General features: G+C 67.9%; 25 protein-coding genes. 17 read left to right on the forward strand and 8 right to left on the reverse strand.

What is annotated here, in order from left to right; all coding sequences use genetic code 11:
- The first annotated feature begins 55 nt into the window (after positions 1-55).
- Positions 56-442, forward strand: a complete 387-nt coding sequence (locus AC3ANK_RS08570) for a hypothetical protein (protein ID WP_484172732.1) — start codon at positions 56-58, stop codon at positions 440-442.
- 132 nt (positions 443-574) lie between these two features.
- Here AC3ANK_RS08570 and AC3ANK_RS08575 read toward each other — a convergent pair whose 3' ends face one another.
- The 3 genes from AC3ANK_RS08575 to AC3ANK_RS08585 all read right to left on the reverse strand — a co-directional run bounded on the left by AC3ANK_RS08575 (position 575) and on the right by AC3ANK_RS08585 (position 2,695).
- Entirely contained in the window at positions 575-850 is a 276-nt protein-coding gene (locus tag AC3ANK_RS08575; protein WP_206858341.1) for a DUF2249 domain-containing protein, read from the reverse strand.
- A 91-nt stretch (positions 851-941) separates the two neighbouring features.
- Positions 942-2,180: an alginate export family protein gene (locus AC3ANK_RS08580; protein WP_484172733.1), complete on the reverse strand. Its 1,239-nt coding sequence runs from the start codon at positions 2,178-2,180 to the stop codon at positions 942-944.
- A 74-nt stretch (positions 2,181-2,254) separates the two neighbouring features.
- Positions 2,255-2,695 (reverse strand): CopD family copper resistance protein, encoded by a 441-nt coding sequence (locus tag AC3ANK_RS08585; RefSeq protein WP_484172734.1) that lies wholly within the window; start codon positions 2,693-2,695, stop codon positions 2,255-2,257.
- Positions 2,696-2,921: 226 nt separating this feature from the next.
- Between AC3ANK_RS08585 and hemN the strand changes: the two genes are divergently transcribed.
- The 12 genes from hemN (at position 2,922) to AC3ANK_RS08645 (ending at position 18,160) form a co-directional block, all read left to right on the forward strand.
- Entirely contained in the window at positions 2,922-4,319 is a 1,398-nt protein-coding gene (gene hemN, locus AC3ANK_RS08590; protein WP_484172735.1) for an oxygen-independent coproporphyrinogen III oxidase, read from the forward strand.
- A gap of 19 nt (positions 4,320-4,338) precedes the next feature.
- Positions 4,339-5,094 carry a helix-turn-helix domain-containing protein gene (locus tag AC3ANK_RS08595; protein WP_484172736.1) on the forward strand — a complete coding sequence of 252 codons (756 nt, stop codon included), beginning with the start codon at positions 4,339-4,341 and terminating at the stop codon, positions 5,092-5,094.
- 597 nt (positions 5,095-5,691) lie between these two features.
- The gene (locus AC3ANK_RS08600; RefSeq protein ID WP_206858321.1) at positions 5,692-7,965 is read left to right on the forward strand and encodes a nitric-oxide reductase large subunit; all 2,274 of its coding nucleotides are present in this window, start codon (positions 5,692-5,694) and stop codon (positions 7,963-7,965) included.
- Positions 7,966-8,283: 318 nt separating this feature from the next.
- Positions 8,284-9,510 (forward strand): NnrS family protein, encoded by a 1,227-nt coding sequence (locus tag AC3ANK_RS08605; protein ID WP_484172737.1) that lies wholly within the window; start codon positions 8,284-8,286, stop codon positions 9,508-9,510.
- A gap of 10 nt (positions 9,511-9,520) precedes the next feature.
- Complete coding sequence (locus tag AC3ANK_RS08610; RefSeq protein WP_206858316.1) at positions 9,521-9,916, forward strand: SirB2 family protein; 396 nt, start codon at positions 9,521-9,523, stop codon at positions 9,914-9,916.
- 8 nt (positions 9,917-9,924) lie between these two features.
- Entirely contained in the window at positions 9,925-10,047 is a 123-nt protein-coding gene (locus AC3ANK_RS08615) for a hypothetical protein (RefSeq protein ID WP_484172738.1), read from the forward strand.
- A 58-nt stretch (positions 10,048-10,105) separates the two neighbouring features.
- Positions 10,106-10,360: a DUF2249 domain-containing protein gene (locus AC3ANK_RS08620; RefSeq protein WP_206858314.1), complete on the forward strand. Its 255-nt coding sequence runs from the start codon at positions 10,106-10,108 to the stop codon at positions 10,358-10,360.
- Positions 10,357-11,625, forward strand: a complete 1,269-nt coding sequence (locus tag AC3ANK_RS08625) for a hypothetical protein (RefSeq protein WP_484172739.1) — start codon at positions 10,357-10,359, stop codon at positions 11,623-11,625. Before AC3ANK_RS08620 ends, AC3ANK_RS08625 begins: the two co-directional genes overlap by 4 nt.
- A 72-nt stretch (positions 11,626-11,697) precedes the next feature.
- The gene (gene tssI / locus AC3ANK_RS08630; RefSeq protein ID WP_484172740.1) at positions 11,698-14,604 is read left to right on the forward strand and encodes a type VI secretion system tip protein TssI/VgrG; all 2,907 of its coding nucleotides are present in this window, start codon (positions 11,698-11,700) and stop codon (positions 14,602-14,604) included.
- Positions 14,605-14,886: 282 nt separating this feature from the next.
- Positions 14,887-15,723, forward strand: a complete 837-nt coding sequence (ubiT, locus tag AC3ANK_RS08635; protein WP_206858287.1) for a ubiquinone anaerobic biosynthesis accessory factor UbiT — start codon at positions 14,887-14,889, stop codon at positions 15,721-15,723.
- Positions 15,720-16,739: a quinolinate synthase NadA gene (gene nadA, locus AC3ANK_RS08640; RefSeq protein WP_484172741.1), complete on the forward strand. Its 1,020-nt coding sequence runs from the start codon at positions 15,720-15,722 to the stop codon at positions 16,737-16,739. Before ubiT ends, nadA begins: the two co-directional genes overlap by 4 nt.
- Positions 16,736-18,160, forward strand: a complete 1,425-nt coding sequence (locus AC3ANK_RS08645) for an L-aspartate oxidase (RefSeq protein ID WP_484172742.1) — start codon at positions 16,736-16,738, stop codon at positions 18,158-18,160. The genes nadA and AC3ANK_RS08645 overlap by 4 nt, the downstream gene beginning before the upstream one ends.
- 6 nt (positions 18,161-18,166) lie before the next feature.
- Here AC3ANK_RS08645 and AC3ANK_RS08650 read toward each other — a convergent pair whose 3' ends face one another.
- The 5 genes from AC3ANK_RS08650 to AC3ANK_RS08670 form a co-directional block, all read right to left on the reverse strand.
- Complete coding sequence (locus AC3ANK_RS08650; RefSeq protein ID WP_484172743.1) at positions 18,167-19,048, reverse strand: U32 family peptidase; 882 nt, start codon at positions 19,046-19,048, stop codon at positions 18,167-18,169.
- A 1-nt stretch (position 19,049) separates the two neighbouring features.
- A complete protein-coding gene (gene ubiU / locus AC3ANK_RS08655; protein WP_206858279.1) occupies positions 19,050-20,048 on the reverse strand; it encodes a ubiquinone anaerobic biosynthesis protein UbiU in 999 nt (332 codons plus the stop codon).
- A gap of 38 nt (positions 20,049-20,086) precedes the next feature.
- Complete coding sequence (locus tag AC3ANK_RS08660; protein ID WP_206858277.1) at positions 20,087-21,595, reverse strand: UbiD family decarboxylase; 1,509 nt, start codon at positions 21,593-21,595, stop codon at positions 20,087-20,089.
- A 21-nt stretch (positions 21,596-21,616) separates the two neighbouring features.
- Positions 21,617-21,877 carry a hypothetical protein gene (locus AC3ANK_RS08665; RefSeq protein ID WP_206858274.1) on the reverse strand — a complete coding sequence of 87 codons (261 nt, stop codon included), beginning with the start codon at positions 21,875-21,877 and terminating at the stop codon, positions 21,617-21,619.
- A 107-nt stretch (positions 21,878-21,984) separates the two neighbouring features.
- Positions 21,985-24,078, reverse strand: a complete 2,094-nt coding sequence (locus AC3ANK_RS08670; protein WP_484172744.1) for a TonB-dependent copper receptor — start codon at positions 24,076-24,078, stop codon at positions 21,985-21,987.
- On the opposite strand from AC3ANK_RS08670, the gene AC3ANK_RS08675 reads away from it, so the two are divergent.
- Genes AC3ANK_RS08675 through AC3ANK_RS08690 form a run of 4 tightly spaced genes read left to right on the forward strand, consistent with a single transcriptional unit; the run spans position 24,077 to position 26,771 of the window.
- Positions 24,077-24,259: a hypothetical protein gene (locus AC3ANK_RS08675; RefSeq protein WP_484172745.1), complete on the forward strand. Its 183-nt coding sequence runs from the start codon at positions 24,077-24,079 to the stop codon at positions 24,257-24,259. The genes AC3ANK_RS08670 and AC3ANK_RS08675 overlap by 2 nt on opposite strands.
- A 44-nt stretch (positions 24,260-24,303) precedes the next feature.
- Positions 24,304-25,377, forward strand: coding sequence for a copper-containing nitrite reductase (gene nirK / locus AC3ANK_RS08680; RefSeq protein ID WP_206858269.1), 1,074 nt, complete (start codon positions 24,304-24,306; stop codon positions 25,375-25,377).
- Positions 25,378-25,404: 27 nt separating this feature from the next.
- Entirely contained in the window at positions 25,405-26,178 is a 774-nt protein-coding gene (locus AC3ANK_RS08685) for a formylglycine-generating enzyme family protein (protein WP_484172746.1), read from the forward strand.
- The gene (locus AC3ANK_RS08690; RefSeq protein ID WP_484172747.1) at positions 26,175-26,771 is read left to right on the forward strand and encodes an SCO family protein; all 597 of its coding nucleotides are present in this window, start codon (positions 26,175-26,177) and stop codon (positions 26,769-26,771) included. Before AC3ANK_RS08685 ends, AC3ANK_RS08690 begins: the two co-directional genes overlap by 4 nt.
- Positions 26,772-26,774: the final 3 nt, after the last annotated feature.

Genomic DNA, 26,774 nt, shown 5'->3' on the forward strand with positions numbered 1-26,774 from the left:
GCGCGGCGTATGCAATCCGGGATCGCGCTTCACGATGTCTTCGAGAGACACGCAAATGGAATTTGTAGTCGGCCTCTCTTGTTTCCTCGCCTTGATCGGCCTGGTCATGCTGCTCCTGTGGAGCATCGAGCGCATCGAAGCGCGGCTCAGGCGCACGGCGCCACGACTGTTCAACAGCTGGTTGCAGCTTCATGCCATCGCAGCGCTCATGCTCGTGGTGGCCTGCATCATCGTCTGGCCGGCGCCCGGCCAGGCGCTGACGTTCAACGTGCTTGTCGTCCCGATCATGGCGGCGAGCCTTGCGTATCTGGCGCCCCTTGCCTTCGGATTGGTTGTTGCCATCCACACTCCCGGACGTGCTCGTGGGACTGATGGTGTCGGCCTGCCGGCACGTCCGCGAACGCGCGGCGGGCTGGCGCCGGCATGCTCGGGTGATCGTTAGCCGGCATTTGTAGCCCGGGTAAGCGAAGCGCACCCGGGGCTTTTCGCGAGAGGTGCCATCCTGCGTTCCCCCGGGTGCGGCGTTCGGCCTTACCCGGGCTACAAGGGCGAACGCTTCATCGCGAAGCCCGCCTCACCCACACCCCGCAGGCGGCAACGCCCGCGTCGCGCCATCGTTCTGCGCCACGACCGTGAAGTCGATGATCACCACGCCGTGTTCGCGTTGCAGGTATTCGACGCGCACCGCCTCACCGTAGCGCTGCTCCATCTGGCGCAGCAGCGGAACGGGGTCGTGGTCGTTGAAGAAGCGCATGGTTTCGCCGGGGGTCAGCGCGTCGAGTGCGCCGAAGATCGCCGCATGGCGGAAGCGCTTGCCGATGCCGCGCGCGTCGAAGGGATACATGTTCATCGATCGGATCCGTCTGGGATGGAGAGGTAATTCGCGCATCGCGCGGAGCGCCGGGCCTTGACGCAGGTCAAGCGCTTGCGATTGGCCGAGGTCAATGGCTGTACTGCAGCTGCAACCACGCCTTGTCGGTATCGACGGTGAAGGCAACATCGTCCGAGCGGTAACGCGCGAGCTTCCCCAGCACCGTCAGGCGCGGCGACCACGGCAGGCGATGCTGGTACGAGACATCGAGTTCGCTCCCGTAGTCCGCACCGCCACGATCGGCGATGAAGTCGTGGAGGCACGCCTGCACGCTGCCGCCCCACAGCGGTGCGGTGACGCCGATGTAGCGGTCTTCGATGCCGCCGGCCGGCGTCGTGAGGAACTGATCCGCCCAGCCCTGGAATGCATGCCGCGTGCCCAGCGGCGTCTGGAACGCGCGGTTTCCGTTGCCCGTTCCGCGCCCTGCGCCGAGCTTTTCGTAACCCGCGCGGAGTTGGACCTCGTCGATTGCATGGCCCAGTTCGGCAAGCGCGTAACGACTGTCGAGGTGCCACGGATTACCGTCGTTGTCCTTCTGCCGGGCGAACTCGACCGCATAACTCCACGCGCCCGCGCGGCCGCTGGCGCGCAGGCCGGTGGTGATGCTGGACAGCGTGCCGAGCGGCGCGTTCGCGGTGACGGCGACGTTGTCCAGTTCGAGCCGGTACTGATACGCGGTGAAGGCGAGCGCAGGGAACAGCTTCGCCTGCACGTTCAACAGATGGCTGCGGCCTTCGTAATCGGCCGGGTTGGTCGCGTTGGCGTGGCGGTCGTCGGGGCCGAACACGCTGTCCACGTCGTCGACGTAGCTGTACCAGAACGCGAGTTTGTCCGCCGGCTTGAACTGCAGCGATGCCGCATCGAAGGTCTGTTCGTTCTGCCGCCAGCCGACGCCGCCGATGAAGCGCTGGTTGTCGAGGTTGATGCGCTGCCGGCCGAGGATCGCCGCGGCGGCGTCGCTGTCGAAACGCAGCAGCGCCTGGTTGAAGCCGGTGCCGTCGGGGTCGGGCACCGCCGCGTACGCGGTGCGCCCGTTGCGCGTGCTGTTGAAGCGTTCCGCGCCGAGGTGGCTGACGTTGTCCACTTCCACCAGGCCCGACCAGCCCGCGACGCGTGCGCTGCGGTAACCGATGCGGGTGCGCAGCGTCTGCGCGTCGGCATTGCGCAGCGCGTTGTCGGGATCGACGTGCTCGAAGCGGTAACGCATGTCGAAGATCGGCTGGTCGCGGTCGGATTCCGCGTGCACGGGCAGCGCAAGGAATACCGCGAGCGCGAGCGGCGCGGCGGCGAAGCGGGACGCGTGGAGCATGGCGAAGTCTCGTGAGGTGGAATCGTGGCCACGGCGCCGCATCGACGCGGCGCGCGGGCGGAAACGGGAATGGATCACCAGCCGACGTGGAAGAGCGCCTTCGCCAGCAGTACGATCGCGACCACGTGCGCGAACACGCTCAGGTGCAGGCGGCGCGACGTGCGTCCGCGCAATCGTCCCCGGCGACGCAGCCGCATCGCGCACAGGAAGTGGCCGAACACGCTGATCGCCAGCGCGATCTTGATGCACAGCAACGTGCCGGGCGCGGAGTCCAGTGGGTGCGCGAGCAGCGCGCGGTACTGCCACGCCAGCGCGATGCCGGCGGCGTACAGCAGCGCGAGCACCCAGGGCATCAGCTGGCGCGCGCGGTCGCCGATGGCGCGTTCGATCGCGGCGAACACATCCGGCGGCAACTTCCGGCGCACCGCGTGCATGACCAGCACTTCGAATAACACCGTGCCGACGAACACGAACGCGCACAGCAGGTGGATCGTCAGGATCACGTAGTACGGCATGGCATCGCGTTTCCCCGTGGCGGCCCGCGATGCGCCGATGGGCGCCGGTCCGCGACGGCGACAGCATCCGCGCGCCCTGTTCAGGCGGACATGATCCAGGTCAAGCCGGATGCGATCTCCGCATCGGATGCTGCCCCGGGGGCCATGAGCGGCCTCCCGCGAGGGGCGACACGTTCTCCTTGACCGAAATCAAGGCACGGCTTTATGGCGCCGCTAGGCTGTGTCCATGGCCACTTCGTCCATCCTTTTCGATTCCGAGCTGCTGGCCCGCTACGACCGGCCGGGGCCGCGCTACACCTCGTATCCGACCGCGCCGCAGTTCCGCGCGGATTTCGGCGCGACCCAGCTGCGCGAGGCCGCCGCGCTCACCAACGGCGATCCGATCCCGCGCCCGCTGTCGCTGTACGTGCACGTGCCGTTCTGCACCAGTCCGTGCTTCTACTGCGGCTGCAATCGCATCATCACGCGCGACAAGGCGCGCGGCGAGGCGTACCTGACGCGCCTGTACCGCGAGGTCGGCATGATGTCGACGCTGTTCGACCGCGACCGCCAGGTGGTGCAGCTGCACTTCGGCGGCGGCACGCCGAACTTCCTCGCGGCGGGGCAGATCGCCGAGGTGGTGGACGTGATCGGCAACCACTTCGCCTTCGCCGATGCGCAACGGCGCGAATGCTCGATCGAGCTCGATCCGCGTTTCGTCAGCCCCGACGACATCCACACGCTGGCGCAGGCCGGGTTCAATCGCGCCAGCCTGGGCGTGCAGGACTTCGATCCGGTGGTGCAGAAGGCGGTGAACCGCATCCAGGGCGTGGAGGAGACGCTTGCGATCATCGACGCCTGCCGCACGCACGGCTTCCGTTCGGTGAACGTGGACCTGATCTACGGCCTGCCGTTGCAGACACTGGACGGCTTCGACCGCACGCTCGAAATCGCGCTGCAGGCGCGGCCGGACCGCTTCGCGATCTACAGCTACGCGCACCTGCCGAAGCTCTTCCGGCCGCAGCAGCAGATCAACGCCGAAGACCTGCCGTCGCCGCACGAGAAGCTGCGCCTGTTGCAGCGGGCGATCGAGCGGCTCGGCGCGGCCGGGTACGTCTACATCGGCATGGACCATTTCGCGCTGCCGGACGACGACCTTGCGCAGGCACAGTCGCGCGGCGATCTGCATCGCAATTTCATGGGCTACACGACCTGCGCCGACACCGACCTGGTCGGCCTGGGCGTGAGCGCGATCAGCCACGTCGGCGCGAGTTTCAGCCAGAACCCGCGCGACCTGCCGAGCTGGGAGCGCGCCATCGACGAAGGACGCCTGCCGGTGTGGCGCGGCATGCATCTGGACGAGGACGACCTGGTGCGGGCCGACGTCATCCAGCAGTTGATGTGCCTTGGCGAGATCGACATCCGGCAGACCGAGCGTCGGCACCTGATGGACTTCCGAGACTATTTCGCACACTCTTGGCCGCAACTGGAGACGCTGGAAAGGGACGGGCTGGTGGAACTGTCTTCACGCGCCGTACGGGCCACGCCCCGGGGCCGGCTGCTATTGCGGGTGCTGGCGGCGTGTTTCGACCGCTACCTCGTCCCGCAGGACGGGGCGGTGACCCAGTTCTCCAGGACCGTCTGACGTCGCGATCGGGCAGGGCATGAGTTCCGGGATCGTTTTTCCGCGCACCGATTCATCGATCATCGCCGACGACGGCGACTCGCTGACCTTCTGTTCCACCTGCGCGTTCTCGCAGGCGTGCCTGTCCGAAGGCATGGACAAGAGCGCGCTGATGGACCTGCACGTGCTGGTCGAACACGTCGGCCCGCTGCACGCGGGCGAGCACGTGTTCCGCGAAGGCGATGCGTTCGGCGCGATCGCGGCCGTGCGCGCGGGCACCGTCAAGACCTACATGCTCGATTCGGACGGACGCGAACAGGTGCTCGGTTTCCACCTGCCGGGCGAGGTGATCGGGTTGAACGCCGTGCATGACGATCGCTACCCGTGCAACGCGGTGGCGCTGGACACGGTGATGCTGTGCCGGTTCTCGTTCCCGCGCATCGCGATGCTGGCCACGCGCCTGCCGAACCTGCAGCGGCACCTGTTCCGCCTGATGAGCCGCGACATCGGTGTGGCGTCGCTGTTCGCCGGCGATCATTCCGCCGACGAGCGCATGGCGGCGTTCCTGATCGGTTTCTCGCGCCGCCTCGCGCAGCGCGGGTTTTCGCCCAGGCGCTTCCAGCTGACGATGTCGCGCACCGACATCGCCAACTACCTGCGCCAGGCGCCGGAGACCGTGAGCCGCGTGCTGCGCCGGTTCGAACGCGACGGGCTGGTATCGATCAAGCAGCGGGACGTCGAAATCCTCGACATGGCGCGGCTGGAAGCCATGGCGCTGACCGTCCTGCGCCACTGACCGCCGGTCGCCGTTGTAGCCCGGGTAAGCGAAGCGCACCCGGGGGCCGTCAAGGTTTGCCTCGCGGTGACGTGGCAATCCCGGGTGCGGCCTCCGGCCTTACCCGGGCTACAAAAGCGGCGCACTGACAGGGCACTTGTAGCCCGGGTAAGCGAAGCGCACCTGGGGGCCGTCAAGGTTCGCATTGCGGTGACGTGGCGACCCGGGTGCGGCCTCCGGCCTTACCCGGGCTACAAAAGCGACGCACTGCGGGGCCGTTGTAGCCCGGGTAAGCGAAGCGCACCCGGGGGCCGTCAAGGTTTGCCTTGCGGTGACGTGGGGACCCGGGTGCGGCCTCCGGCCTTACCCGGGCTACAAAAGCGGCGCACTGCGGGGCCGTTGTAGCCCGGGTAAGCGAAGCGCACCCGGGGGCCGTCAAGGTGTGCGTCGCGGTGACGTGGCAATCCCGGCTGCGGCCTTCGGCCTTACCCGGGCTACAAACGCGGTCCCGCGTCGATCTCCGCCGACCGCGAAACATTCGCATTGCGCTTGATCTGCGTCATGTCGTAGGCGGGTGCCGCCGGCCGAACATGCCTCCGTTTTCCACGGAGTGCTGACATGAATTCGACCCGAAAGTTGTGGGTGGGGCTGGCGACCCTGCTCATCGCTTCGTTCGCCGTCCTGCTATGGGTCGGCAGCGAAATCCACCGCCAGTCGCCACCGATGCCCGAACAGGTGGTCGGTCCGGAGGGTGAAGTGGTCTTCACGCGCAAGGACATCGAGACCGGCCGCCAGGTGTGGCAGTCGATCGGCGGGCAGCAGCTGGGCTCGATCTGGGGCCACGGCGGCTACGTCGCGCCGGACTGGAGTGCCGACTGGCTGCACCGCGAAGCCGAGGCGGTGATGGACGTCTGGGCGAAGCGCGAAGGCGGCGTCGACAGCTACAGAAAGCTCGAGCCCGGCATCCGCGCGACCTACGAGGCGCGCGTGCAGGCGCTGCTGCGGCCCAATACCTACGACGAGGCGACGAAGACGATCCAGCTGGATGCCGATCGCATCGAGGCGATCCAGGCCGTCGCGTCGCACTACACCAGCCTGTTCGGCAACGATCCGGCCACGGCGGAACTGCGCGAAGCGTATGCGATGCGCAACGACACGATTCCCGACGCCGAACATCGCCGCAAGCTGACCGCGTTCTACTGGTGGACGTCGTGGGCGGCGGTGACGGAGCGCCCGGGTTCGGACATCACCTACACGGCGAACTGGCCGGCCGACGACCTCGTCGGCAACAAGCCGACCACCGGCGCGTTCGTGTGGACGGTGTTCAGCGTGTTGTTCCTGATCGCCGGCATCGCGCTGCTGGGCTGGCATTACGCGGTCAACCATGGCGAGGAACTGGCGCCGACGTTGCCCAAGACCGATCCGCTGGCGTCGATCAAGGTGACGCCGTCGATGAAGGCCACCGCCAAGTACTTCTGGGTGGTGATCGCGCTGTTCCTCACGCAGATCCTGCTCGGCGCGATCACCGCGCACTACCAGGTCGAAGGCCAGCAGGCGTACGGCTTCGCGCTGGCCGACGTGCTGCCGTACTCGCTCACGCGCACCTGGCACACGCAGCTGGCGGTGCTGTGGATCGCCACCGCGTGGCTCGGCATGGGGTTGTACATCGGGCCGGCGATTTCCGGGCATGAGCCCAGATTCCAGCGATTGGGCGTCAACCTGCTGTGGGTGTGCCTGCTGATCATCGTGGTCGGCGCGTTCGCCGGGCAGTGGTTCGCGGTGATGCAGAAGCTCGGCCTGGAACGCAATTTCTGGTTCGGTCACCAGGGCTGGGAATACGTGGACCTGGGCCGCTTCTGGCAGTGGTTCCTGTTCATCGGCCTCGGCCTGTGGCTGACGCTGGTGGGCCGCTCGCTGTGGCCGGCGATCAGGGGCGGCGGCGAGTCGCGTTCGATCGTGGTGCTGCTGTTCCTGTCCACCGTCGCGATCGGCCTGTTCTACGCGGCCGGCCTGATGTGGGGCGAGCACACCTCGCTGTCGATGGTCGAATACTGGCGCTGGTGGGTCGTGCACTTGTGGGTGGAAGGGTTCTTCGAGGTCTTCGCGGTCGCGGTGATGTCGTTCCTGTTCACGCGCCTGGGCCTGCTGCAGGTGAGGACGGCGACCATCGCGGTGCTGTTCGCGACCATCGTGTTCATGGCCGGTGGCGTGCTCGGCACGCTGCACCACCTGTACTTCACCGGCACGCCGACGGCGGTCATCGCGCTGGGCGCGAGCTTCTCCGCGCTGGAAGTGGTGCCGCTGGCGTACGTCGGTTTCGAGGCCTACCAGAGCTACAAGATGGGCAAGGCCACGCCGTGGATGCAGCGCTACCGCTGGCCGATCATGTTCTTCATCGCGGTGGCGTTCTGGAACCTCGTCGGTGCGGGGCTGTTCGGCTTCCTGATCAACCCGCCGCTGTCGCTGTACTACATGCAGGGCCTGAACCTGACGCCGACCCACGGCCACACCGCGCTGTTCGGCGTGTACGGCATGCTCGGCATCGGCTTGATGCTGTTCTGCCTGCGCGGCCTGAAGCCGGACGTGGAGTGGAACGAGAAGGTCCTGCGCACCAGCTTCTGGGCATTCAACATCGGCCTGGCCGGAATGGCGGCGTTCACGCTGCTGCCGCTGGGCATCCTGCAGCTCAATGCGGCGCTCGACCACGGTTACTGGTACGCGCGTTCGGCCGAGTTCATGCAGCAGCCGATCGTCGACCTGCTGGTGTGGATGCGCGTTCCGGCCGACACGATCTTCAGCGTGGGTGCGCTCGCGCTGGCGTGGTTCGTCTTCCGCCTCTGGGTGGCGCCGCGGCGAGTCGCGGCACCCGCGGTGGAGCCGGCCCGGGCTTGATCCGGAGTGGGTTCATCGGTTCGCCCGGTCGGCTTCGGCCGGGCTTTTTTCAGGTTTTTTTGAGCCCCTCTCCGAGCGAAAGCGGGTTGGGGCGATGGGCAACGGAGGGATACCGCCGATCTGCCGTTGCATATCCAAACTGCGCCGTTGCTTTTCGCGCGACCAAGAGCAAGTGGTTTCTGCAGCTGGAAGGACGAACAAGGCGCGAAACACGTGACAGCGTGGATCCCGGCCTTCGCCGGGGACGACGGCCTCGGATTGCGCATCCGCCTGACCTGCGTCAAGGCGAAAACAGATCGCCACGCCGAGACTGTCCCCATGCTCCAGAAAACCGCCGAAACCGCCCTCTCTCCCCGCCGCCTGGCGCAGGCGCCGCATCGGCTGATGTTCTTCATCGGGGCGGGGAACGTCCTGCTGGCGATGCTGTGGTGGGCGCTGTGGCTGGTGTCCACGCGCTGGCCCGACACCTTCACCATGACGCCACCTGTGCCCGCCGGCTGGCTGCATGCATTCGTGATGCAGTACCTGGTGCTGCCGAGCTTCATCTTCGGCTTCCTCCTCACCGTTTTCCCGCGCTGGATGGGCCTGCCGGACCTGTCGCGCTGGCATTACCTGCCGGTGGGGGCCGGATTGATGGGCGGGCAGCTCGCCATCCTCGTCGGCGCGTGCGGCTGGGACGTCGGTTTCCTTGTCGGCCTGCTGATGGCGACGGCGGGCTGGACCGCCGGCGTCGTCATCCTCGGCACGCAACTGGTGCGGGAGAAGGGAGCGACGTGGCACGCGCGCTCCTGCTTCGCCGCGCTCGTGCTGGGATGGCTGGGCCTGGTGGCGTTCGCCGGCTTCGTGCTCGGCGCCTCGCCGATGTGGGCGATGGCGAGCATCAAGCTCGGCACGGTCGGCCTGCTGTTGCCGGTGTACGTGACCGTCGCGCACCGGATGTTCCCGTTCTTCGCCGGCAACGCGGTGCCCGGTTACAAGCCGTGGCGTCCGATGGGATGGCTGGCGATCGTGTGGGCGCTGCTGATGGCGCATCTGGTGCTGGAACTCACCCACGCCTACGCGTGGCTGTGGCTCGCCGATCTGCCGCTGCTCGGCGCGAGCGCCTACGCACTATGGCGCTGGTGGCCGCGTGGTCGCATGCCGGGGCTGCTCGCCGTGCTGTTCATCGGCACCGCGTGGCTGCCTGTCACCTTCGCGCTGTATTCGGTGCAGAGCCTGCTCTACGCGACGACCGGCGCTTTCGAACTGGGCCGCGCACCGGCGCACGCGTTGTTCATCGGCTTCTTCGGCAGCCTGCTGGTGGCGATGGTCACGCGCGTGACGCAGGGACATTCGGGCCGGCCGCTGGTGATGCCTCCGGTGGCGTGGTTCGCGTTCGTCGCGGTGCAGGTTGTCGCGGCGATGCGCGTGGCAGCTGAACTCGCGCCCGATGCGTACGCGTGGCATGTGGCGGCGGCGATCGGCTGGCTGGTGGCGTTCGTGCCGTGGGTGACGCGCCTGGGGCGCATCTACCTGTCGCCGCGCGTGGACGGCAAGCCGGGATGAGGACGCTTCGATGATCGAGTTCTATCCGCAGATCAAGCTGGCGCACATCGCGGCGATCGCGTGCAGCGGCGCGCTGTTCCTTCTGCGCGGCTCCTCCGCGCTGGCCGGCCTGCGCTGGCCGATGACGGCGCCGGTGCGTTACCTCAGTTACACCATCGACACCGTGCTGCTCACCGCCGCGATGATGCTGCTGACGATCCTGCCCGGCGCGCTGTTCGCGAACGGCTGGTTGCTGGTGAAGGTCGCGCTGGTCATCGCGTATGTCGTGCTGGGCATCCTCGCGATGCGATCGCGGCGCACACGCACGCGCGTGGCGATGTTCGTGCTGGCGCTGCTGACGTACGCGCAGGTGTACGCCATCGCGCGTGCGCATCACCCGCTGGGCGTTCTCTATTTCTGGACCTGAGGTGAGCCATGGATCAATCGCTCGAACTTTTCGAACCGGCGTCGGAGGGCTTCGCGATGATCGTGGAATCGCTGGAAGCGGCGGGCGTGTCGCTGGAGGCGGATCCGCGCGATGGGATCGATGAGGACTGAGTCGGGAAAGGACGGCACACGCGATGCTTCTTCAAATCCCGAATTCCGAATCTCCGACATGCCCACCCTCGACCTGCGCCACCTCGCACCGCCGGAACCGATGGAGCGCATCCTCGCGGCCGTCGGATCGCTGGGCATCGGCGAGTCGATCGAAGCGTTGACGCCGCTGTATCCGACGCCGCTCCTGGCGATCCTTCAGGCAGACGGTTTCCACACCGATGTCGCACCGGATGAAGGCGGTTTCCGCGTGCGCATCACCCGCGCGCAAGCGCACGATCCCGGCGAACGGGGCAGGGGACGCGACCACGCGTGAGCGGACTGGCCATCACGCAGGCGCCGACGGCGAGCACGCCGCTGCGCTTCCTGGTTGCGTCCGTGCTGTGGGGCATCGTCGCGGGCGCGTGGATCGCATGGCACGGCGGCGACGGATTCGCGTCGCGCTGGACGCCGGCGACGGTCGTGCTGGTGCATCTGCTCACGCTGGGCGTGATCGGCAACGCGATGCTCGGGGCGCTGACGCAGTTCCTGCCGGTGGCGGCGACGAGCCGCTTCGTCGGCGCGCGGTTCGTGCCCGCATTGCACGTCTGTTTCAACGCGGGGCTGGCGGCATTCGCGTTCGCGATGACGCGCATGTCGACGTCGATGATGCACGTCGCGGCGGCCTTGCTGGGCGGATCGCTGATCGCGTTCGCCGCCCTCGCGTGCGTCTCGTTGTGGCGCGGAACAGGGGCGCGTTGGTTGCGTGCCGGCATCGGCGGGTCGATGTGCGCGCTTGCGATCACCGCCACGCTCGGCGTCGTGGCGCTGCTGACGCTGGCGGGGCGGTTCGCGTTCGACCTGGGCGGGCTCGTGGACGTGCACGCGTCGCTCGGTGCGATCGGCGCGGTGCTTGCGTCGATTGCGGCGATCGGTGCCGTCACGCTGCCGATGCTGCAGGGAACACGCAGTCCACCGCCGTGGATGCTGCCCGCGTGGATGTGCTCCGTCGCGCTCGGCTTGGCTTTCGGCGCGTGGCGGCGCGTAGAAGGTAACGGTGTGGTGCTGGCATTCACCGCGACGACGGCAACGTGCACGCTCGTCGCGACGTCGCTGTGGCTGCAGGCGCAGGCGCGGCTCCGGCGCAATCCGACGCTCGCGGTGTTCTGGGCGCTCGGAACGATCGCGCTGTTCGCCGCGGCCGTGTGCATGGCCGCGCCGCTGCCGGCGGGCACCGATCGCGCGATGCTGGTCGGCACGCTTGCACTGGCGATCGGATTCCCGTTCCTCGTCGTCGGGATGATGCTGGAAATCGCCGGCTTCCTCGCCTGGATCCACCTGCGCCGCGTCGTGCCACGCGGCCGCCGCGTTCCCGGCGTCGGCACGCTGATGCCAGAGCGCGACAAGCGCCGCGTGCTGCTCGCCCACGTGCTTTCGGGGGCGTCGTTGATCGCTGCGATGTCGTCGCATCGGTGGCACGCGGCGGCTGGACTCGCCTTCGCATCGGCGTGGCTGGTCACGCTCGCCGCGTGGATGCGTTGCGGCCAGCGCGTGCGAGTGGCGCATCGGGATTGCGAGGACACAATCGCCAGTTGTGACTGAGGCTTAATCCCATTGCTTGACCACCGTGTGTGGGCCGAGTCTTGCCGCGGCCCACTCATGGAAGACGTACCGATGGCAAATCGCTCGGACCTGCGGTTCAGGATTCACTTCGACGCAGATGTCGCGCTCGATGTGGTCCGTTTCGATCTCGAAGAAGGCCTCTCCAGGCCGTTTCGGCTCAGCCTCGAACTGTCGAGCGAATCCGATGACATCGACCTCGACGCGCTGCTCGACACCGAGGCCACCTTCGCCATCGAGTGCGACAGCCATCCGATCCGCAATCTCCTCGGTGTCTGCACGATGTTCGAGCGTTGCGAGACCGGCTTCAAGCGCACCCGTTATCGTGCGGTGATCGAACCCGCGCTTGCGCGGCTCGGGCTATGGCATGGCAGCCAGATCCATCAGCAACAGACCGTCCCGGACATCCTGCGTGAACGGCTGGCGCAACGTGGTGTGCAAGCCCGCATCACTGCGTTGCGATCCCACGAAACCCGCGAGTACTGCGTCCAGCATCGCGAAACCGAACTCGGATTCGTGTCGCGGCTGGCGGCTGAAGAGGGCTTCGTCTACTACTTCGATCCGCGCCAGCATTCGCAGCTGGTACTGACCGATCAGCTGATCTCGGGTCCGCGTCTGCCCGGAGCGGACGATATCGGTACCGTGGCATACCAGCCGAACCCCGGCGGCGATGCCGGTGAGCCCCGACTCTGGCACTTCGGCCTGCGCCGCCAGCTCGCGCCGACGCGGACCGTGCAGCGCGACACGACGTTCCGCAATCCCCAGTACTCGCTCGAACATCGCAGCGATGCGCGGGATGGAGTAGGTGAGTTCGAGCACTACGACGCACCGGGGAGGTACAAAAGGGACGAAGTTGGTAAACCCTTCACCGCTACCAGGCTTCAACAACTGCGTACCGGATCCACGATAGCGACGCTGGAGGGCGACGACGCGCGCCTCTGGCCCGGACTGAGCTTCCTGCTAGAGGACCACACCAGCGACGCGATCAACCGCGATTGGCGCGTGATCGCGATGCACCACAGTGGCGAACAGGCGGTCTCGCAGGAAGAGGAAAGCGCTGCCGCGAGCACCGGCACTCACTATTCCTACACCGCGCAAGCGGTTCCCGGCGACATGGAGTGGCGACCGGCGCCGCTGCCGCGTCCTGTCATGGACGGGCCCCAGGTCGCGCTGGTCGTAGGTCCGGCGAATGAGGAGGTGCACGTCGACCCGCAAGGCAGAATCATGGTGTGGTTCCCTTGGGACCGGGCGGGTGAACGCGATGGGGCGAGCTGCTGGATTCGCGTAAGCCAGGATTGGGCCGGTGCCGGATACGGAGGCATGCTTCCGCCGCGAGTCGGACATCAGGTCATCGTCAGCTTCATGGACGGAGACCCCGATCAGCCGGTCGTTACCGGGAGAGCCTACACGGAGCGCAACCTGCCCCCGTACAGACTTCCTGCGCTGAAGACGCTCAGCACGCTGAAAAGCAAGGAACACAAGGGCGGCGGCTACAACGAGTTGCTGATCGACGACACCACTGGCGAGTTGAAGACGCAACTCCGCAGCACGCATGCGTCGACGCAACTCACGATGGGATACATCACGCATCCGCGCGAGCCGGATGGGCGCGGCAAGCCACGCGGCGAGGGGTTCGAACTGCGCACCGACGCGGCCGGCGCGGTGCGTGCCGCGCGAGGCCTGCTGTTCACCGCGTTCGAGCGCGCCAACGCGGGCAGCGGCCAGCTCGATCAGCGCGAACTGCTGGAGTGCGCCACGGCGTTGGTCGACCTCATCAGAACGCTGACCGGAACCGCAGGTCAACATCAGGGCTTGTCGCCCGAGAGCGGCCCCAGCGAAGGGCTTCTGGATGCGGTGGACAACAGTATCGCGGCAAAGGTCGACTGGAAGGCCCTGCAGTTCACGTGCACCGAAGAGCGGAATCCAGCTATGGATCCGGAGGCGGACGTGTGGTTCAAGCGCGCTCGTGCGCTACATAAGTTGGATGATGAACGCAACGACGCGGAGATGGTCCGGCTGTACCAGCAGGCGGCGGAGCGTGGTCACTACAAGGCGATCAATAACCTGGCGATACTGTACGCCGAGGGCACGGGCGTCCCACAGGATGATGAGAAGGCGCTTGAACTCACGGAGCGTCTGGTGCAGATGAATGTGCCGATGGGCTATTACGGAATGGGCATACATTTGCAGCAAGGCATCGGCGTAAAGCCGGACAAGGCGGCCGCGCTGGCCTATTTCCGCCGTTCGGCAGATCTTGGGTATCGCTATGGAATGTGGGCTACTGGCGATGAAATTCTTACGGCCTTCGCGCTGGAGCCCGAGCCCGACAAGTCACGTGGCGAAGCCATCGGCATTCAGATGCTGGAATGTGCGCTCGGACAAGGGTTGTCAGAAGCGGGGCATACGCTCGGAATGCACTTCGCAGAGGCTGACGTCGGTCGGGCGTTACCGTACTTCCAGAAGGCGGCAGCACTCGGCCATAGTCAAAGCCTTTATATGCTCTATGCGTTGTTCGATGAGGGTGACTACGGCCTCGCTAAGGATCCTGTGCGCGCGGCGTGCTACAACCAGATGCGCAGCGAACAGGACGAAGAGCCCGGCAAGGCCTTCCCCGACATCGACCAACGCTGTCCCTTGCCGCCGCCTCCGGCCACCGAACTGCAAAGCGGTCAACCGGCACCTCGCATCGGCCTTTGGCGCGGACGCGATGACGACAGCTTGTTCTTCCGCGTGAGCGAACGCGGCCAGGTGCTGCCGATGTTCAACGAGCAGGCGGTGCATTGGAAGTGGCTCCCAACCGAACTGCCAGGTGCCAGATGCAAGTCCGGCGAGCCATGCCCATGGCCCGGCGCCTGGGCCAACGAAGACGTGCCCACCGGCGCACGGTTGATGAGCCACGGCCATTTCTTCCCACAGATCGACGACCGTGACGTGACATGGCGCCTCGTGCGGGCGAGTTGACCGCGATGCTGGCATCGCGCAGCTCTTCCTGAGCTGCGCATTGGATTCCGGACGCACTCCGTTAGGCGCTTGGCGTCCTGACGCGCGGCACCAGTTCCTTCGAACTCATCCGGCCTTGTGAGGCAGGATGACCGTGGCAGCGCATGACCCCGGTCGCAGAATGCGCTTCCCTGGCTGAGCGGGCATCGCTCGCCCCGCGCCACCACCCGACTTGACCTGCGTCAATGGCGCGCCCATCCCGCGCGCCTAGCATCTGCGCTCGATTCCACGGGGAGGGGCCACATGATCCGGATCGGCTCGACGCAACACGTCGCGCGATTGGCGCTGCATGGCGCGCGGCTCGGCATCGACCGCGTCGACGACGCGATGATCGTGCTGCTGGCCGCGCGCAGGCGGCTGGTCTCGGCGGTCGCGCCGGCGAAGCGGGCGCTGGAGGTTCCGATGCGCGACCTCCTGCGCGAGGAACAGGTGCACGAACGCGCGCGCCGGCTCGCGGGGCGCCTGCGCGTGCCGGCAGCGTCCGCCGATCACCTGATGGAAGCGCTCGTGACGGACGCCTGCCAGCAGCAGGCGAACGTTGCCGGAACGCGCGCACGGAAGTCGGCCCGCAGACCGACGCGCCGTTCGGCGCTGCGGCTGCTTCCACCGCCGCGTTACTGGCGCCTGCCGCTGTCGCTGGTGCCGCGGAACCTGCGCGACCTGCTCGCCGAACACGTGCTCTCGAACGCGCTGGCCGGGTCGCTCGATGGCGACGATCTCTCCGTCGTCGCCCATCGGCGACTCGGCATCGAGGTGACCGACCTCGACCTGCGCTGGGTGCTCGAACTGCGCGACGGCGGCCTGCATCGCACCAACGAGCCCGCCGAAGCCGTGGTGCACGGCAGCGCCACCGACCTGCTGCTGCTCAGCAGCCGCCAGGAGGACGCGGACACGCTGTTCTTCCAGCGAAGATTGAAGCTGACCGGCGACGTCGAACTCGGCCTCACCGTGCGCAACCTGCTCGATCGCCTGCCGTGGGACACGCTTCCGCTCGGCGTACGCATCGCGCTGCATCGCACCGCCCGGACCTTGCGCGCCGCGCGCGCGGCGCATCGCGCGACGCATGAGGCCATCGCATGAGCGCGGACGACGCGATGCCGTACTGGCATCCCGAACTCGAAACGCGGCATGCCGACCTGATTGAGCGCCTGGCGCCGCTGGTGCCGTGCCTGGAACTCACGCTGCACCTGCCGTGGATCGACGCGATCGAACGCCTCAAGCGCGAGCGTGGCGCGGTGATCATGGCGCACAGCTACCAGTCGCCGGAGATCTTCCACGGCGTCGCCGACGTCACCGGCGATTCGCTCGCGCTGGCGCAGGCCGCGGCCACGTGCGACGCCGAACTGATCGTGCTGTGCGGCGTGCACTTCATGGCCGAGACGGCGAAGATCCTCGCGCCCGGACGCACGGTGCTGATTCCCGACCTGGAAGCCGGCTGCTCGCTGGCCTCGTCGATCACCGCCGACGACGTGCGTGCGCTGCGCGAACGCCATCCCGGCGCGCCGGTGGTCACCTACGTCAACACGTCGGCAGCGGTGAAGGCCGAATCCGACGCCTGCTGCACGTCGGCCAACGCCGTCCAGGTGGTGCGCGCGATGGGCGCGGAGAAGGTGATCTTCCTTCCCGACAACTTCCTCGGCGCGCACGTCGCCGCGCAGGTCGACGTCGAACTGGTGCTGTGGAACGGCCGGTGCGAGGTGCACGAGCAGTTCACCGTGCAGCAGGCGCGGCATGCGCGCGAGCGCTTCGACGCGGCCCTGGTGGCTCACCCGGAATGCCCGCCCGACGTGCAGGCCGAAGCCGACTTCGTCGGCTCCACCACCGCGATGGGACGCTGGCTGGAGAAGGCACGGCCCAGGCGCGTCGCGCTCATCACCGAATGTTCGATGGCCGACAACCTGCGCGCGCGGTTCCCCGACGTCGAGTTCATCAAGCCCTGCAACCTGTGCCCGCACATGAAGCGCATCACGCTGCCGAACATCCACGCCTGCCTGAAGGAGCTGCGGCACGAAGTGACGGTGCCGGCGGACGTGTCCGCACGCGCGCGCCGGGCGCTGGAACGGATGCTCGACGCCGGCCGGCAGGAGCACGTGTGAGACGGCCCGCGACGCCGCCCGTCGTCGTGGTCGGCGCTGGCGTCGCGGGCCTGAGCGTGGCGTTGTCGGCCGCGCCGCGCGAGGTGATCCTGCTCGACCCCGGCGGCATCGGCAGCAGCCGCCTCGCGCAGGGCGGCATCGCGGCGGCGCTCGCGGCCGGCGACAGCGTCCGCGCGCACGTGGCCGACACCTTGCAGGCGGGCGCGTTCCACAACGATGCGGCGATCGCCTGGTCGGTGATCGGCGCGGCGCCCGATGCGGTCGCGTGGCTGCAGGTGATGGGCGTGGGTTTCGATCGCGATGGCCAGGGCCTGCAGCTCGGGCGCGAAGGCGGGCACGGCGTGCATCGCATCGTGCACGCGGGTGGTGACCGCACCGGGGAATGCGTCGTCGCCGCGCTGCAGGCCCGCCTTGCGCGCGCGGCCCACGTGCATCGGCGCACGGGCGCGAGCGTGCAGTCGTTGCTGATGCGGGGCCGCAACGTGGCGGGCGTGGAGGTGCGCGGCGACGACGGGCGCATCGAAGTCATCGAGGCCGGCGCCGTCGTGCTCGCCACCGGCGGGCTCGGCGCGCTGTTCGAACGCAGCACCAATGCTGAAACGACGAGCGGTTCGGGGCTCGCGCTCGCGATGGCCGCCGGCGCGCATACGCGCGACCTGGAGTTCGTGCAGTTCCATCCGACCGCACTCGATGCGGACGGCCCGCGACTGCCGCTGATCACCGAAGCGTTGCGCGGCGCCGGTGCGCGGCTGCGCGATCATCGCGGCCGGCGGCTGATGCGCGGCCGTCATCCGCTGGGCGATCTGGCGCCGCGCGACGTGGTGTCGCGCCGCGTCTGGGAAGCCGGGCGCGATGGCCCGGTATGGATCGACGCGACCGGTCTGACCCCTGGCTGGGAGCGTGCGTTCCCGACCGTCGCCGGCACCTGCCGTGCGCACGGCGTGGACCCGCGCACGCAGCCGATTCCGGTCACCGCCGCCGCGCATTTCCACATGGGCGGGATCGCCACCGACGCGCTCGGCCGCACGTCGGTGCCGAATCTCTTCGCCGTGGGCGAGGTGGCCTGCAACGGCCTGCACGGCGCCAACCGGCTCGCGAGCAATTCGCTGCTCGAAGGCGTGGTCTGCGGTCGCTGGCTCGGCGCGCACCTGCGCCTGGCGCCGACGCGGGTTTCGCACGAGGACGCGTTCCGCACCGTGGCACTGGGCGAGGGCCTGGGCGCGTCCGCGCTCGCCACGGTGCGACGCACGCTGTGGCGCGCGGCGGGACCGGTGCGGACGAAGCTCGCCCTCGCCAGTGCGATCCGCGAGATCAGGGCGATGGCATCGTCGGGATGGCAGGCGCGAGTGGCGCAGGCCGTGCTGGAAGCGGCGCTGCAGCGACCGGCCAGCCTCGGCGCGCACTGGCGCGTGGATGCGTGAAGCGCATCAGGCGTCCGCCGCCATGCCGCTCATGCCGGGCTCGCCGTGCCAGTACCCGTTGCGGTGGCCCAGCGGTGCGACCGCGTCACGCGTTGCAAGCGCCCCGACGAAATGCTCGACCACCGCCCGCATGCCTTCGGCCTGCGGATACAGCCGCAGCAGGTCCACGCCCATCGCGCGCAGCGCGGGCAGTTCCGGACTGAGGTCGGTGAGTTCCTCGCCCTGCACCTGGATGCCGTTGATGCGCAGGAACGGCCGGCCTTCGCGCGTGGACAGCGGCAGGCCGTCGGGATGTTCGATGCAGCGGAAACCGCACTGGTCCTTGCCGACGTCCAGTGCCCGCGCGGTGAAGCATCGCGCGGAATACGACAGCGGCAGCCGGCCCCAGGCGATCACCTCCACCTCGGGCCGCGTCGAACCCTGCGCGTCGAGCGCGCGAAGCAGCTCGTCGACCAGCGTCTGGCCCTGTTCGACCCCGGGCACCCAGCGACGCAGTCCATCCTGCATGAGCATCGCCAGCGCCACGTGGTTGTAGACGCTCAGGCTGGGGCCCGCGATGAAGGGCACGCCGCGTTCGCGGCACAGCTGCACGGCGGACAGATCGTTCGCCTCGATCCAGAAGCCGCCGTGATCGACCAGGCGTTGCAGCACGCCGAGTTCGGATTCGGCTTCGATCAACGCCAGCGACGACAGCACGACCTGGCGATCGTTCGATGCGAGTTCCTCCGCCAGCGCGATCCAGTCGCGCGTGCGCAGCTCGCGTCGCTTGCTGCACACGGTTTCGCCGAGATGGATCGTGTGCAGCGGCCACTTCGCGGCTTCGCGATAGAAGGCCAGCGTGCGTTCGCGCGGCCAGAAATACTGGAGTGGACCGAGGGTCAGTCGCATGTCAGTGCCAGGCGCGGTGGTAGGGGCCGAGCGTGGTCTGGCGACCTTCGGCGTGGGCGGAGAGGGTGGATTGCCATTGCGGTTGCGGTGTCCATCCGGCGGGTGCGTCGCGATAACGCGACAGCGCGGCCCGCCAGGTGCGCGTGACCGCTTCGACGTACGCGGCGCCGCGCTGGCGGCCTTCGATCTTCAGCGCGGCCACGCCCGCCTGCGCGAGACGCGGCAGCAGTTCCAGCGTGTTGAGGCTGGTCGGTTCCTCCAGCGCGTGGAAGATCTCGCCGCCGACGCCGTACCGGCCCTTGCAGACGGTCGGATACGCCGCCGGTTCGTCGGGTTCGAAACGGTCGATCAGCACGTCGTTCAGCCGCACGCTGCGCTCGCCGCCGGCGTGCTCCTCCCAGCGCACGAACTTCGCGGGCGAACACACACCGTGCCGGTTCGGCGATGCGCCGGTGACGTAGCTCGACAGCTGGCAGCGTCCTTCGACCATGATGCACAGGCTGCCGAACGCGAACACCTCCAGCGGCACCGGCGCGGTCCGGCACAGGCGTTCCACCTGCTGCACCGATAGCACCCGCGGCAACACCGCGCGCGCGATGCCGAAGCGCTCGTGCGCGTAACGCAGCGCCGGCGCGGTCGTCGCCGAGCCCTGCACGGACAGGTGCCGGGGCAGGGCGGGATGGTGTTTGCAGGCGTAATCGAGCACCGCCATTTCCGCCGCGATGATCGCGTCCACGCCGAGCCCGGCGGCTGTGTCCACGGCGCGATGCCAGTGCGCGAGGCGCGCACTGTCGGGATAGGTGTTCAGCGCGACGTAGACGCTGGCGCCACGCGCGTGGGCGTAGGCGATGCCCTGGCGGATCTCATCGTCGCTGAAGTTCAGTCCGGGAAACGCGCGCGCATTGGTCTGGTCGCGAAAGCCGAGGTACACCGCATCGGCGCCGGCGTCGATGGCCGCGCGCAGCGCCGGCAGGTTGCCGGCGGGGCAGACGAGTTGCATGGGAACTCCAGTCGCGTGGGGAAGGACGGCGTGACGCCTCAACGCGCGTCGTCGCCTCCGTAGTCGCCTTCGCCGCTGCGCGAGCGGCTCAGCTGCTCCCAGATCGCATCGATGCGGCGTTCCACGCGCGGATCGAGCGTGATCGGCCGGCCCCATTCGCGGTCGCTTTCGCCGGCCCATTTGCGCGTGGCATCCAGGCCGAGCTTGGAACCCAGGCCGGAACCTGGACTCGCGAAATCCAGGTAATCGATCGGCGTGTTCTCGATCAGCACGCTGTCGCGCGCCGGGTCCACGCGCGTGGAGATCGCCCAGATCACCGCGCCCCAGTCGCGCACGTCGATGTCCTCGTCGGTCACGATCACGAACTTGGTATAGGTGAACTGGCGCAGGTACGACCACACGCCGAGCATCACGCGCCGCGCGTGGCCCGCGTACTGCTTGCGGATGCTGACCACCGCCACGCGGTACGAACAGGCTTCCGGCGGCAGGTAGAAGTCGACGATCTCCGGGAACACGCGCCGCAGGATCGGCACGAAGATGTCGTTGAGCGCCATCGACAGCACCGAAGGCTCGTCGAACGGCGCGCGGCCCATGTAGCTGCCGTGGTAGATCGCGTTGCGCCGCAGGCGCATGCGTTCCACGGTCAGCACGGGGAACGGCGCCTGCACGTTGTAGTAGCCGGTGTGATCGCCGAACGGGCCTTCCAGCGCGGTGTCGTCGGGATGGATGAAGCCTTCCAGCAGGATTTCCGCACCGGCGGGCGCATCGAGTCCGGTCAGTTCGCTGTGCCACACGCGCGTGCGCGCGCCGCGCAGGAGGCCGGCGAATTCGTATTCGGACAGCGTGTCGGGCACCGGCGCCACGGCGGCGAGCATTGTCGCGGGGTCCGCACCGATCGCCACCAGCACCGGGAACGGCCGCTGTGGATGCGCCGCCTGCCAGCTCGCGTAATCCTGCGCGCCGCCGCGATGGGCGAGCCAACGCATGATCACGCGGTTACGGCCGATCGGCTGCTGCCGGTAGATCGCGACGTTCTGCCGCTCCTGCCGCGTGCCGCGCGTGATCACCAGACCGAAGGTGATCAGGCGGTCCACGTCCTCGGGCCAGCAGCGCTGGATCGGAAGGCGGCGCAGATCGATGTCCGCCCCTTCGAGCACTTCCTCATCGAACGCCGCATCGGGCTCGCGCTTCGGCGCGACATGCGCCAGCTGCGCGAGTTCCGGCCACGTCGCGAGCGCGCCGCGCAGGCTCGACGGCCAGCGCGGTTCCTTGATCGCCGCGAGCAGCTCGCCGAGTTCGCGCAGCGATGCGATCGGCCGGTCGCCCATCGCCAGTTCGATGCGCGAACGATGGCCGAACAGATTGCCCAGTAAGGAATGCGCCGATCCGGTGGGGTTGTGCATCAGCAGCGCCGGCCCGCGGGCGCGAAGCGCGCGCAGGCTCAGCGCGGTGCTTTCCAGTTCCGGATCGATCGGTGCGTCGATCTCGAGCAGCTGGCCGCGTGCGGACAGCAGATCGAGGAACTGGCGCAGATCGTGGAAACTCATCGTGATGCAGGGGCGTGGCGATCAGCCGCAGCCACAGCCGCCGCAGCATCCGCCCTCGCGATGGGCGTCCTCGTCCTCGCCACGGACGCGCTTGGGCGCCGCGTCCACGCCGAGGCCGCCGAGGATGGCGATGACCTCCAGTTCGTCGAGCACGGTCGAGATGCTCAGCTGTCCGTTTTCGGATTCGAAATCGACGACGGCGTCCGGATCGAATTCGCGCAGTGCGCGGGTGATGCGCGCTTCGCGCTCGTCGAGCGGTTGCGGGTTGTGCACGGCGATCATCGAGGTGTTCTCTGCAGGTCGGGTGCTCAGGCTAGGTCCGCACCCGGGTGCCTGCCCTTGACCGAAGTCAAGGGCGCGGCACTTTGCCCGCGCGACGCACGCGGCGTTCAGAACCTGTAGTTGAGCTTCAGCCACGCGCTGCGACCCGGTTCGTGGATACGCACCGGTTCGCCGGGATAACCGAACGCGCTGTTGCCGGCCAGGTTCAGGTGTTCGGCGTAGGTGCGGTCGAAGAGGTTGTCGATGCCGGCGGCGAGCTGGAGCCGCTTGGTGAAGCGGTAACCGCCGTTGATCGAGAACACCGCGAAGCCGGGCGTCGTGCCGAGATCCTGTCCCACCACGTTGCCGTAGCCCGGATTCACGCGATCCTGCGCGGCGGCCACGCGCAGCAGCGCACCAAGCGACCAGCGCTTGTTGTCGTAGGCGGCGTTGAGGCGCGCTTCCAGCGGCGGCGTCTGCGGCATCGCGCCGATGCCGTCGATGTCGCCCCACGCATAGGCGAGGCTGCCGCCGAGTTTCCATTCGCCGTTCGGACGGAACTCGACGCCGAGTTCGCCGCCGCGCGTGTCGGCATCGGCGTTGGTCGCGCGCGTGATCGAGCCCATCGTGCCTTCGGCGTATTCGAACAGGATGTAGTCCTGGATGCGCCCCGCGTACAGCGACGCCCACGCGTCCCAGCGGCCTTCGCGGTAGTGCATGCCGATGTCGAGCTGGGTGGTGCGTTCGGGTTCGATACCCGCGAACGCGTTGATCGAACCGGCCGGGCCCAGCGTCGGGGAAAACAGTTCCCAGTAGTCCGGCATGCGCTGCACGTGGCCCAGGCCGAGATGCCACATCGTCGCCGAGCCTTGCGGCTGGACTTCCCAGCGGATGAGCCCGGACGGGAGCGTTTCGCGGCGCGTCACGCCGTGCGTCGGATTCGGCTGCGGCATCATGCCGCCGGTACTCGCGCGTTCGTCCTGCACCGATGCGCGATCGACGCGAAGGCCGCCGACGAGCCGCTGTCGCGGGGCGAAGTTCCAGCCCAGTTCCGCGAACACGCCGATGTTGTCGGAACGCGCGTCGGTGGTCCACGGCTGGCTGCGGTACGCATCGCGTCCCATCGCGCTGCGCTTGCGATGCAGGCTGTCGCGCACGTCGAGGCCGGCGTTGAGATCCCACGCGTCCGTATTCCACGCCAGCGCGAGGCGTCCGCCCTGCGTTCGTTGCGCGACGTTGCTCGCCATCGGCATCGGCATGCTGCTGTCGGGGTCGGGATCGCGCAGCGTGTAGTTGTCCATGACGTGGTCGACGTCGTTGTAGTAAAGCCGCGCCTCGATCTTGTCGAACGCGCCCTCCAGATTGCGGCGTTCCGCGCGCAGGCCGTACGTGGTCCGGGCGAACTGCGATCCGTCCATTCCACGGCCGGCGTATCGCGCTTCGCCGTCGCCCCTGCCGGTGCTCACTTCCACCAGCGAATCCGCGTCGGGCGTCCAGCCGAACGCGACGTCGGCATTCCATTTCTTCCAGGCCGACGGCACGGTGCGTCCGTCGCCGTCCTCGTAGTCGTCCGCTTCGGAACGGTTCGCCGTGACGCGCGCGTAGCCATCGGCGTTGCCGAAAGCCGTGTCGATCACCTGGTCGTTGCGGTCGAAGCTGCCGAACGTGAGACTGCCGTTGAACTGCGCACCGGGCGCGTCGAAGAACGGGATGTCGCGTTCGAAACGCACCGTGCCCGCCGAAGCGCCGGGCCCCCACAGCACCGTCTGCGGGCCCTTGATGACTTCGAGACGGTCGTAGGTTTCCGGCGACACGTACGAGAGCGAGTTGTCCATGCGCGCCGGGCACGCGCCCTGCATGTGGCCGCCATCGGTCAGCAGGTTCAGGCGCGAACCGAACATGCCGCGAAGCACCGGATCGCCGTTCGTGCCGCCGCTGCGGATCAGCGAAAAGCCCGGCACCGTCCTGAGGTAGTCGGCACCGTCGCTGGCCGGAACCGGTTGGCGCGGCAGTTTGGTGTCGGTGACGAAGGTCATCGCCAGCGTGGGCGTCACGTCGGTCACCACGAGCGTGTCGAGCGTGACCATGCCGTCGCCCGCGTGATGTGGAGCGGTGCCGTCGGCCGCCGCGCACGTGCCGGCGATCAGCAGCGAAAGGGCGACGCAGAGCGGATGCGCGACGGGGATGCGGTCGCGACGGCGGAACGCAGTGGAGCAGGGCATGGAAGTCACCGGTCGTGTCGAGGAATTCGCTGGCGACCTGCGCGCAGGTCGCGTGTCGGAGCGAAGTCTCCGCGTGCCGGATCACCGCAAAAATGATCCTGATCAAATCGTGCCGAATCGGCTGAACAGGCCGGCGAAAGGCTTGACCTATATCAAGGCGGGCATGCGGTGGCGTACCTAATGTGCGCCCAACGGCTGGAAAGCCATTCGCAAGGCAAGCAACCCATGATTCGTGCAACACAGGGAAAGGGGAATGTGCTGCTGCATTACGCACTGGCATGCGCGCTCGGCTTCGGCGTGCCGGTGGCGGTCGCCGCGGACCACAACGAAGCCCCGGCGCCGAAAGACACCATCCAGGCCGTGCTCACCGCACCGCCGCTGGTGCCGCCGCCGACCAACCGCAACAAACCGGCGAAGGTCGTGGTCGATCTGGAAGTGATCGAGAAGGACATGCGCCTGGCCGACGGCGTCACCTACAACTTCTGGACGTTTGGTGGAACCGTGCCGGGCAGCTTCATCCGCGTGCGCCAGGGCGACACGGTGGAGTTCACGCTGAAGAACGCGCACGACTCGCACATGCCGCACAACATCGACCTGCATGCCGTGACAGGCACGGGCGGTGGCGCCGAAGCGACGTTCACGCTGCCGGGCCACAAGAGCAAGTTCACCTTCAAGGCGATGAATCCCGGCCTGTACGTCTACCACTGCGCGATGCCGCCGGTAGGCATGCACATCGCCAACGGCATGTACGGCCTGATCCTGGTCGAGCCGCCGGAAGGCCTGCCGAAGGTGGACAAGGAGTTCTACGTCATGCAGGGCGACTTCTACACCGAAGGCAAGCACGGCGATCCGGGACTGCAGCCTTTCAGCCTGGAAAAGGCCATCGACGAGCATCCGACCTACGTGGTGTTCAACGGTTCGGAAGGCGCGCTGACGGGCGACAACGCGTTGACGGCGAAGGCGGGCGAGACGATCCGCATGTACGTCGGCAACGGCGGTCCGAACCTGGTGTCGAGCTTCCACGTGATCGGCGAGATCTTCGACAAGGTCTACACCGAAGGCGGTTCGAAGTACCAGGAGAACGTGCAGACCACGCTGGTGCCCGCCGGTGGTTCGGCGATCGTCGAGTTCAAGGCGGACGTGCCGGGCAATTTCGTGCTGGTCGACCACAGCATCTTCCGCACCTTCCACAAGGGCACGCTCGGCATCCTCAAGGTGGACGGCGAGAAGGACGCGTCGATCTACACCGGCCAGCAGGCCAGCGGGGAATACACGGCGCCGGCACAGGCCGGTCACTGAAGCACGAAACGAGAGGAGGGCAATCGCATGCTTGCCGCTTCCATCCTCGCAACCGCACTGCTGGCGGCCACGCCGCCGGCAGTGCAAGCGGAGCCCGCCGGGCGGTTCGTCGAGATTCCGGCGGGCGAAATCCGATCCACCGTTCGTTACGAAGGCGACGACGGCACGCGTGATGTCGCCGCCTTCGAACTGTCCGTCCGCGCGGTCACCGTTGCCGAGTTCGAGACGTTCGTGCGCACGCATCCCCAATGGAAGCGCGGGCAGGTGCCTTCGCTGCTCGCCGATGCGGGCTATCTGTCGAACTGGCGCGATGCCGACGACGCCGGCGATGCCGTTCCCGAGGATGCGCCGGTGACGCACGTGAGCTGGTTCGCCGCCGATGCGTACTGCAAGTCGAACGGCGCGCGCCTGCCCGACTGGCCCGAATGGGAGTACGTCGCCGCAGCGGACGCCGCCCGCCACGACGCCCGCGGCGACGCCGCATGGCGCGCACGCACCTTCGACGACGGCACGCCGCGCGCGATGGACGCACGTCCGGGCGCGCTGCCCAATGCGTGCGGCGTGTCCGGCACGCACGGCGCGGCGTGGGAGTGGGTCGGCGATTACGCCACGTTGCTGGGCGACGCCGACAAGCGCGGGTCCGACGACGGCGACCGCCTGCAGTTCTGCGGCGCCACCGGGCTGTCGTTCGCCAATCGCGACGACTACGCCATTCTCAAACGGGTCGCCCTGCTGTCGGCGATGGAGCCGCGCAGCACGCTGGGCAACCTGGGTTTCCGTTGCGCACGGAGTTCGCCATGAAACGACTGCTTCGAGGAATTCACGTCATCGCGCTGCTGTTCGCGGTGGCAATGCCCGCGATCGCCGACGACACGCCGCTTCCCGGCGATTCGGTCTACCAGGTGGACGCGCACGTCGTCGACCAGGACGGTCGCCCGCTCGCGTGGCGGCAGTTGCGCGGCCGGCCGACGATGGTCTCGATGTTCTACGCCAACTGCCACCTGATGTGTCCGCTGATCGTCGCCAGCGGAAAGGCGCTGCAGACGCGCCTTGAACCGCGGCAGCGCGACGCGCTCGACGTCGCGGTGATCAGCATCGACCCGGCGCGCGATACGCCCGCCGCGCTGCGGGAAGTGGCGCAGGCGCATCGCCTCGACGACGCGCACTGGCGGCTGCTCCGCCCCGACGACGCCGACGTGCGCACGCTCGCGGCGGCGCTGGGCATCCGCTATCGCGCGCAGCCCGACGGCACGTTCAATCACACCAGCGTCCTGATCCTCCTGGACCGCGACGGACGCATCGTCGCGCGCAGCGAGGTGACGGGCCTGCAACCCGATCCGCGCTTCGTCGAGACGGTCCGCGATCACCTGTCCGTTCCGATGGTCGCGCATTGACCG

This window comes from Lysobacter sp. SCRH-1R (assembly GCF_057747855.1).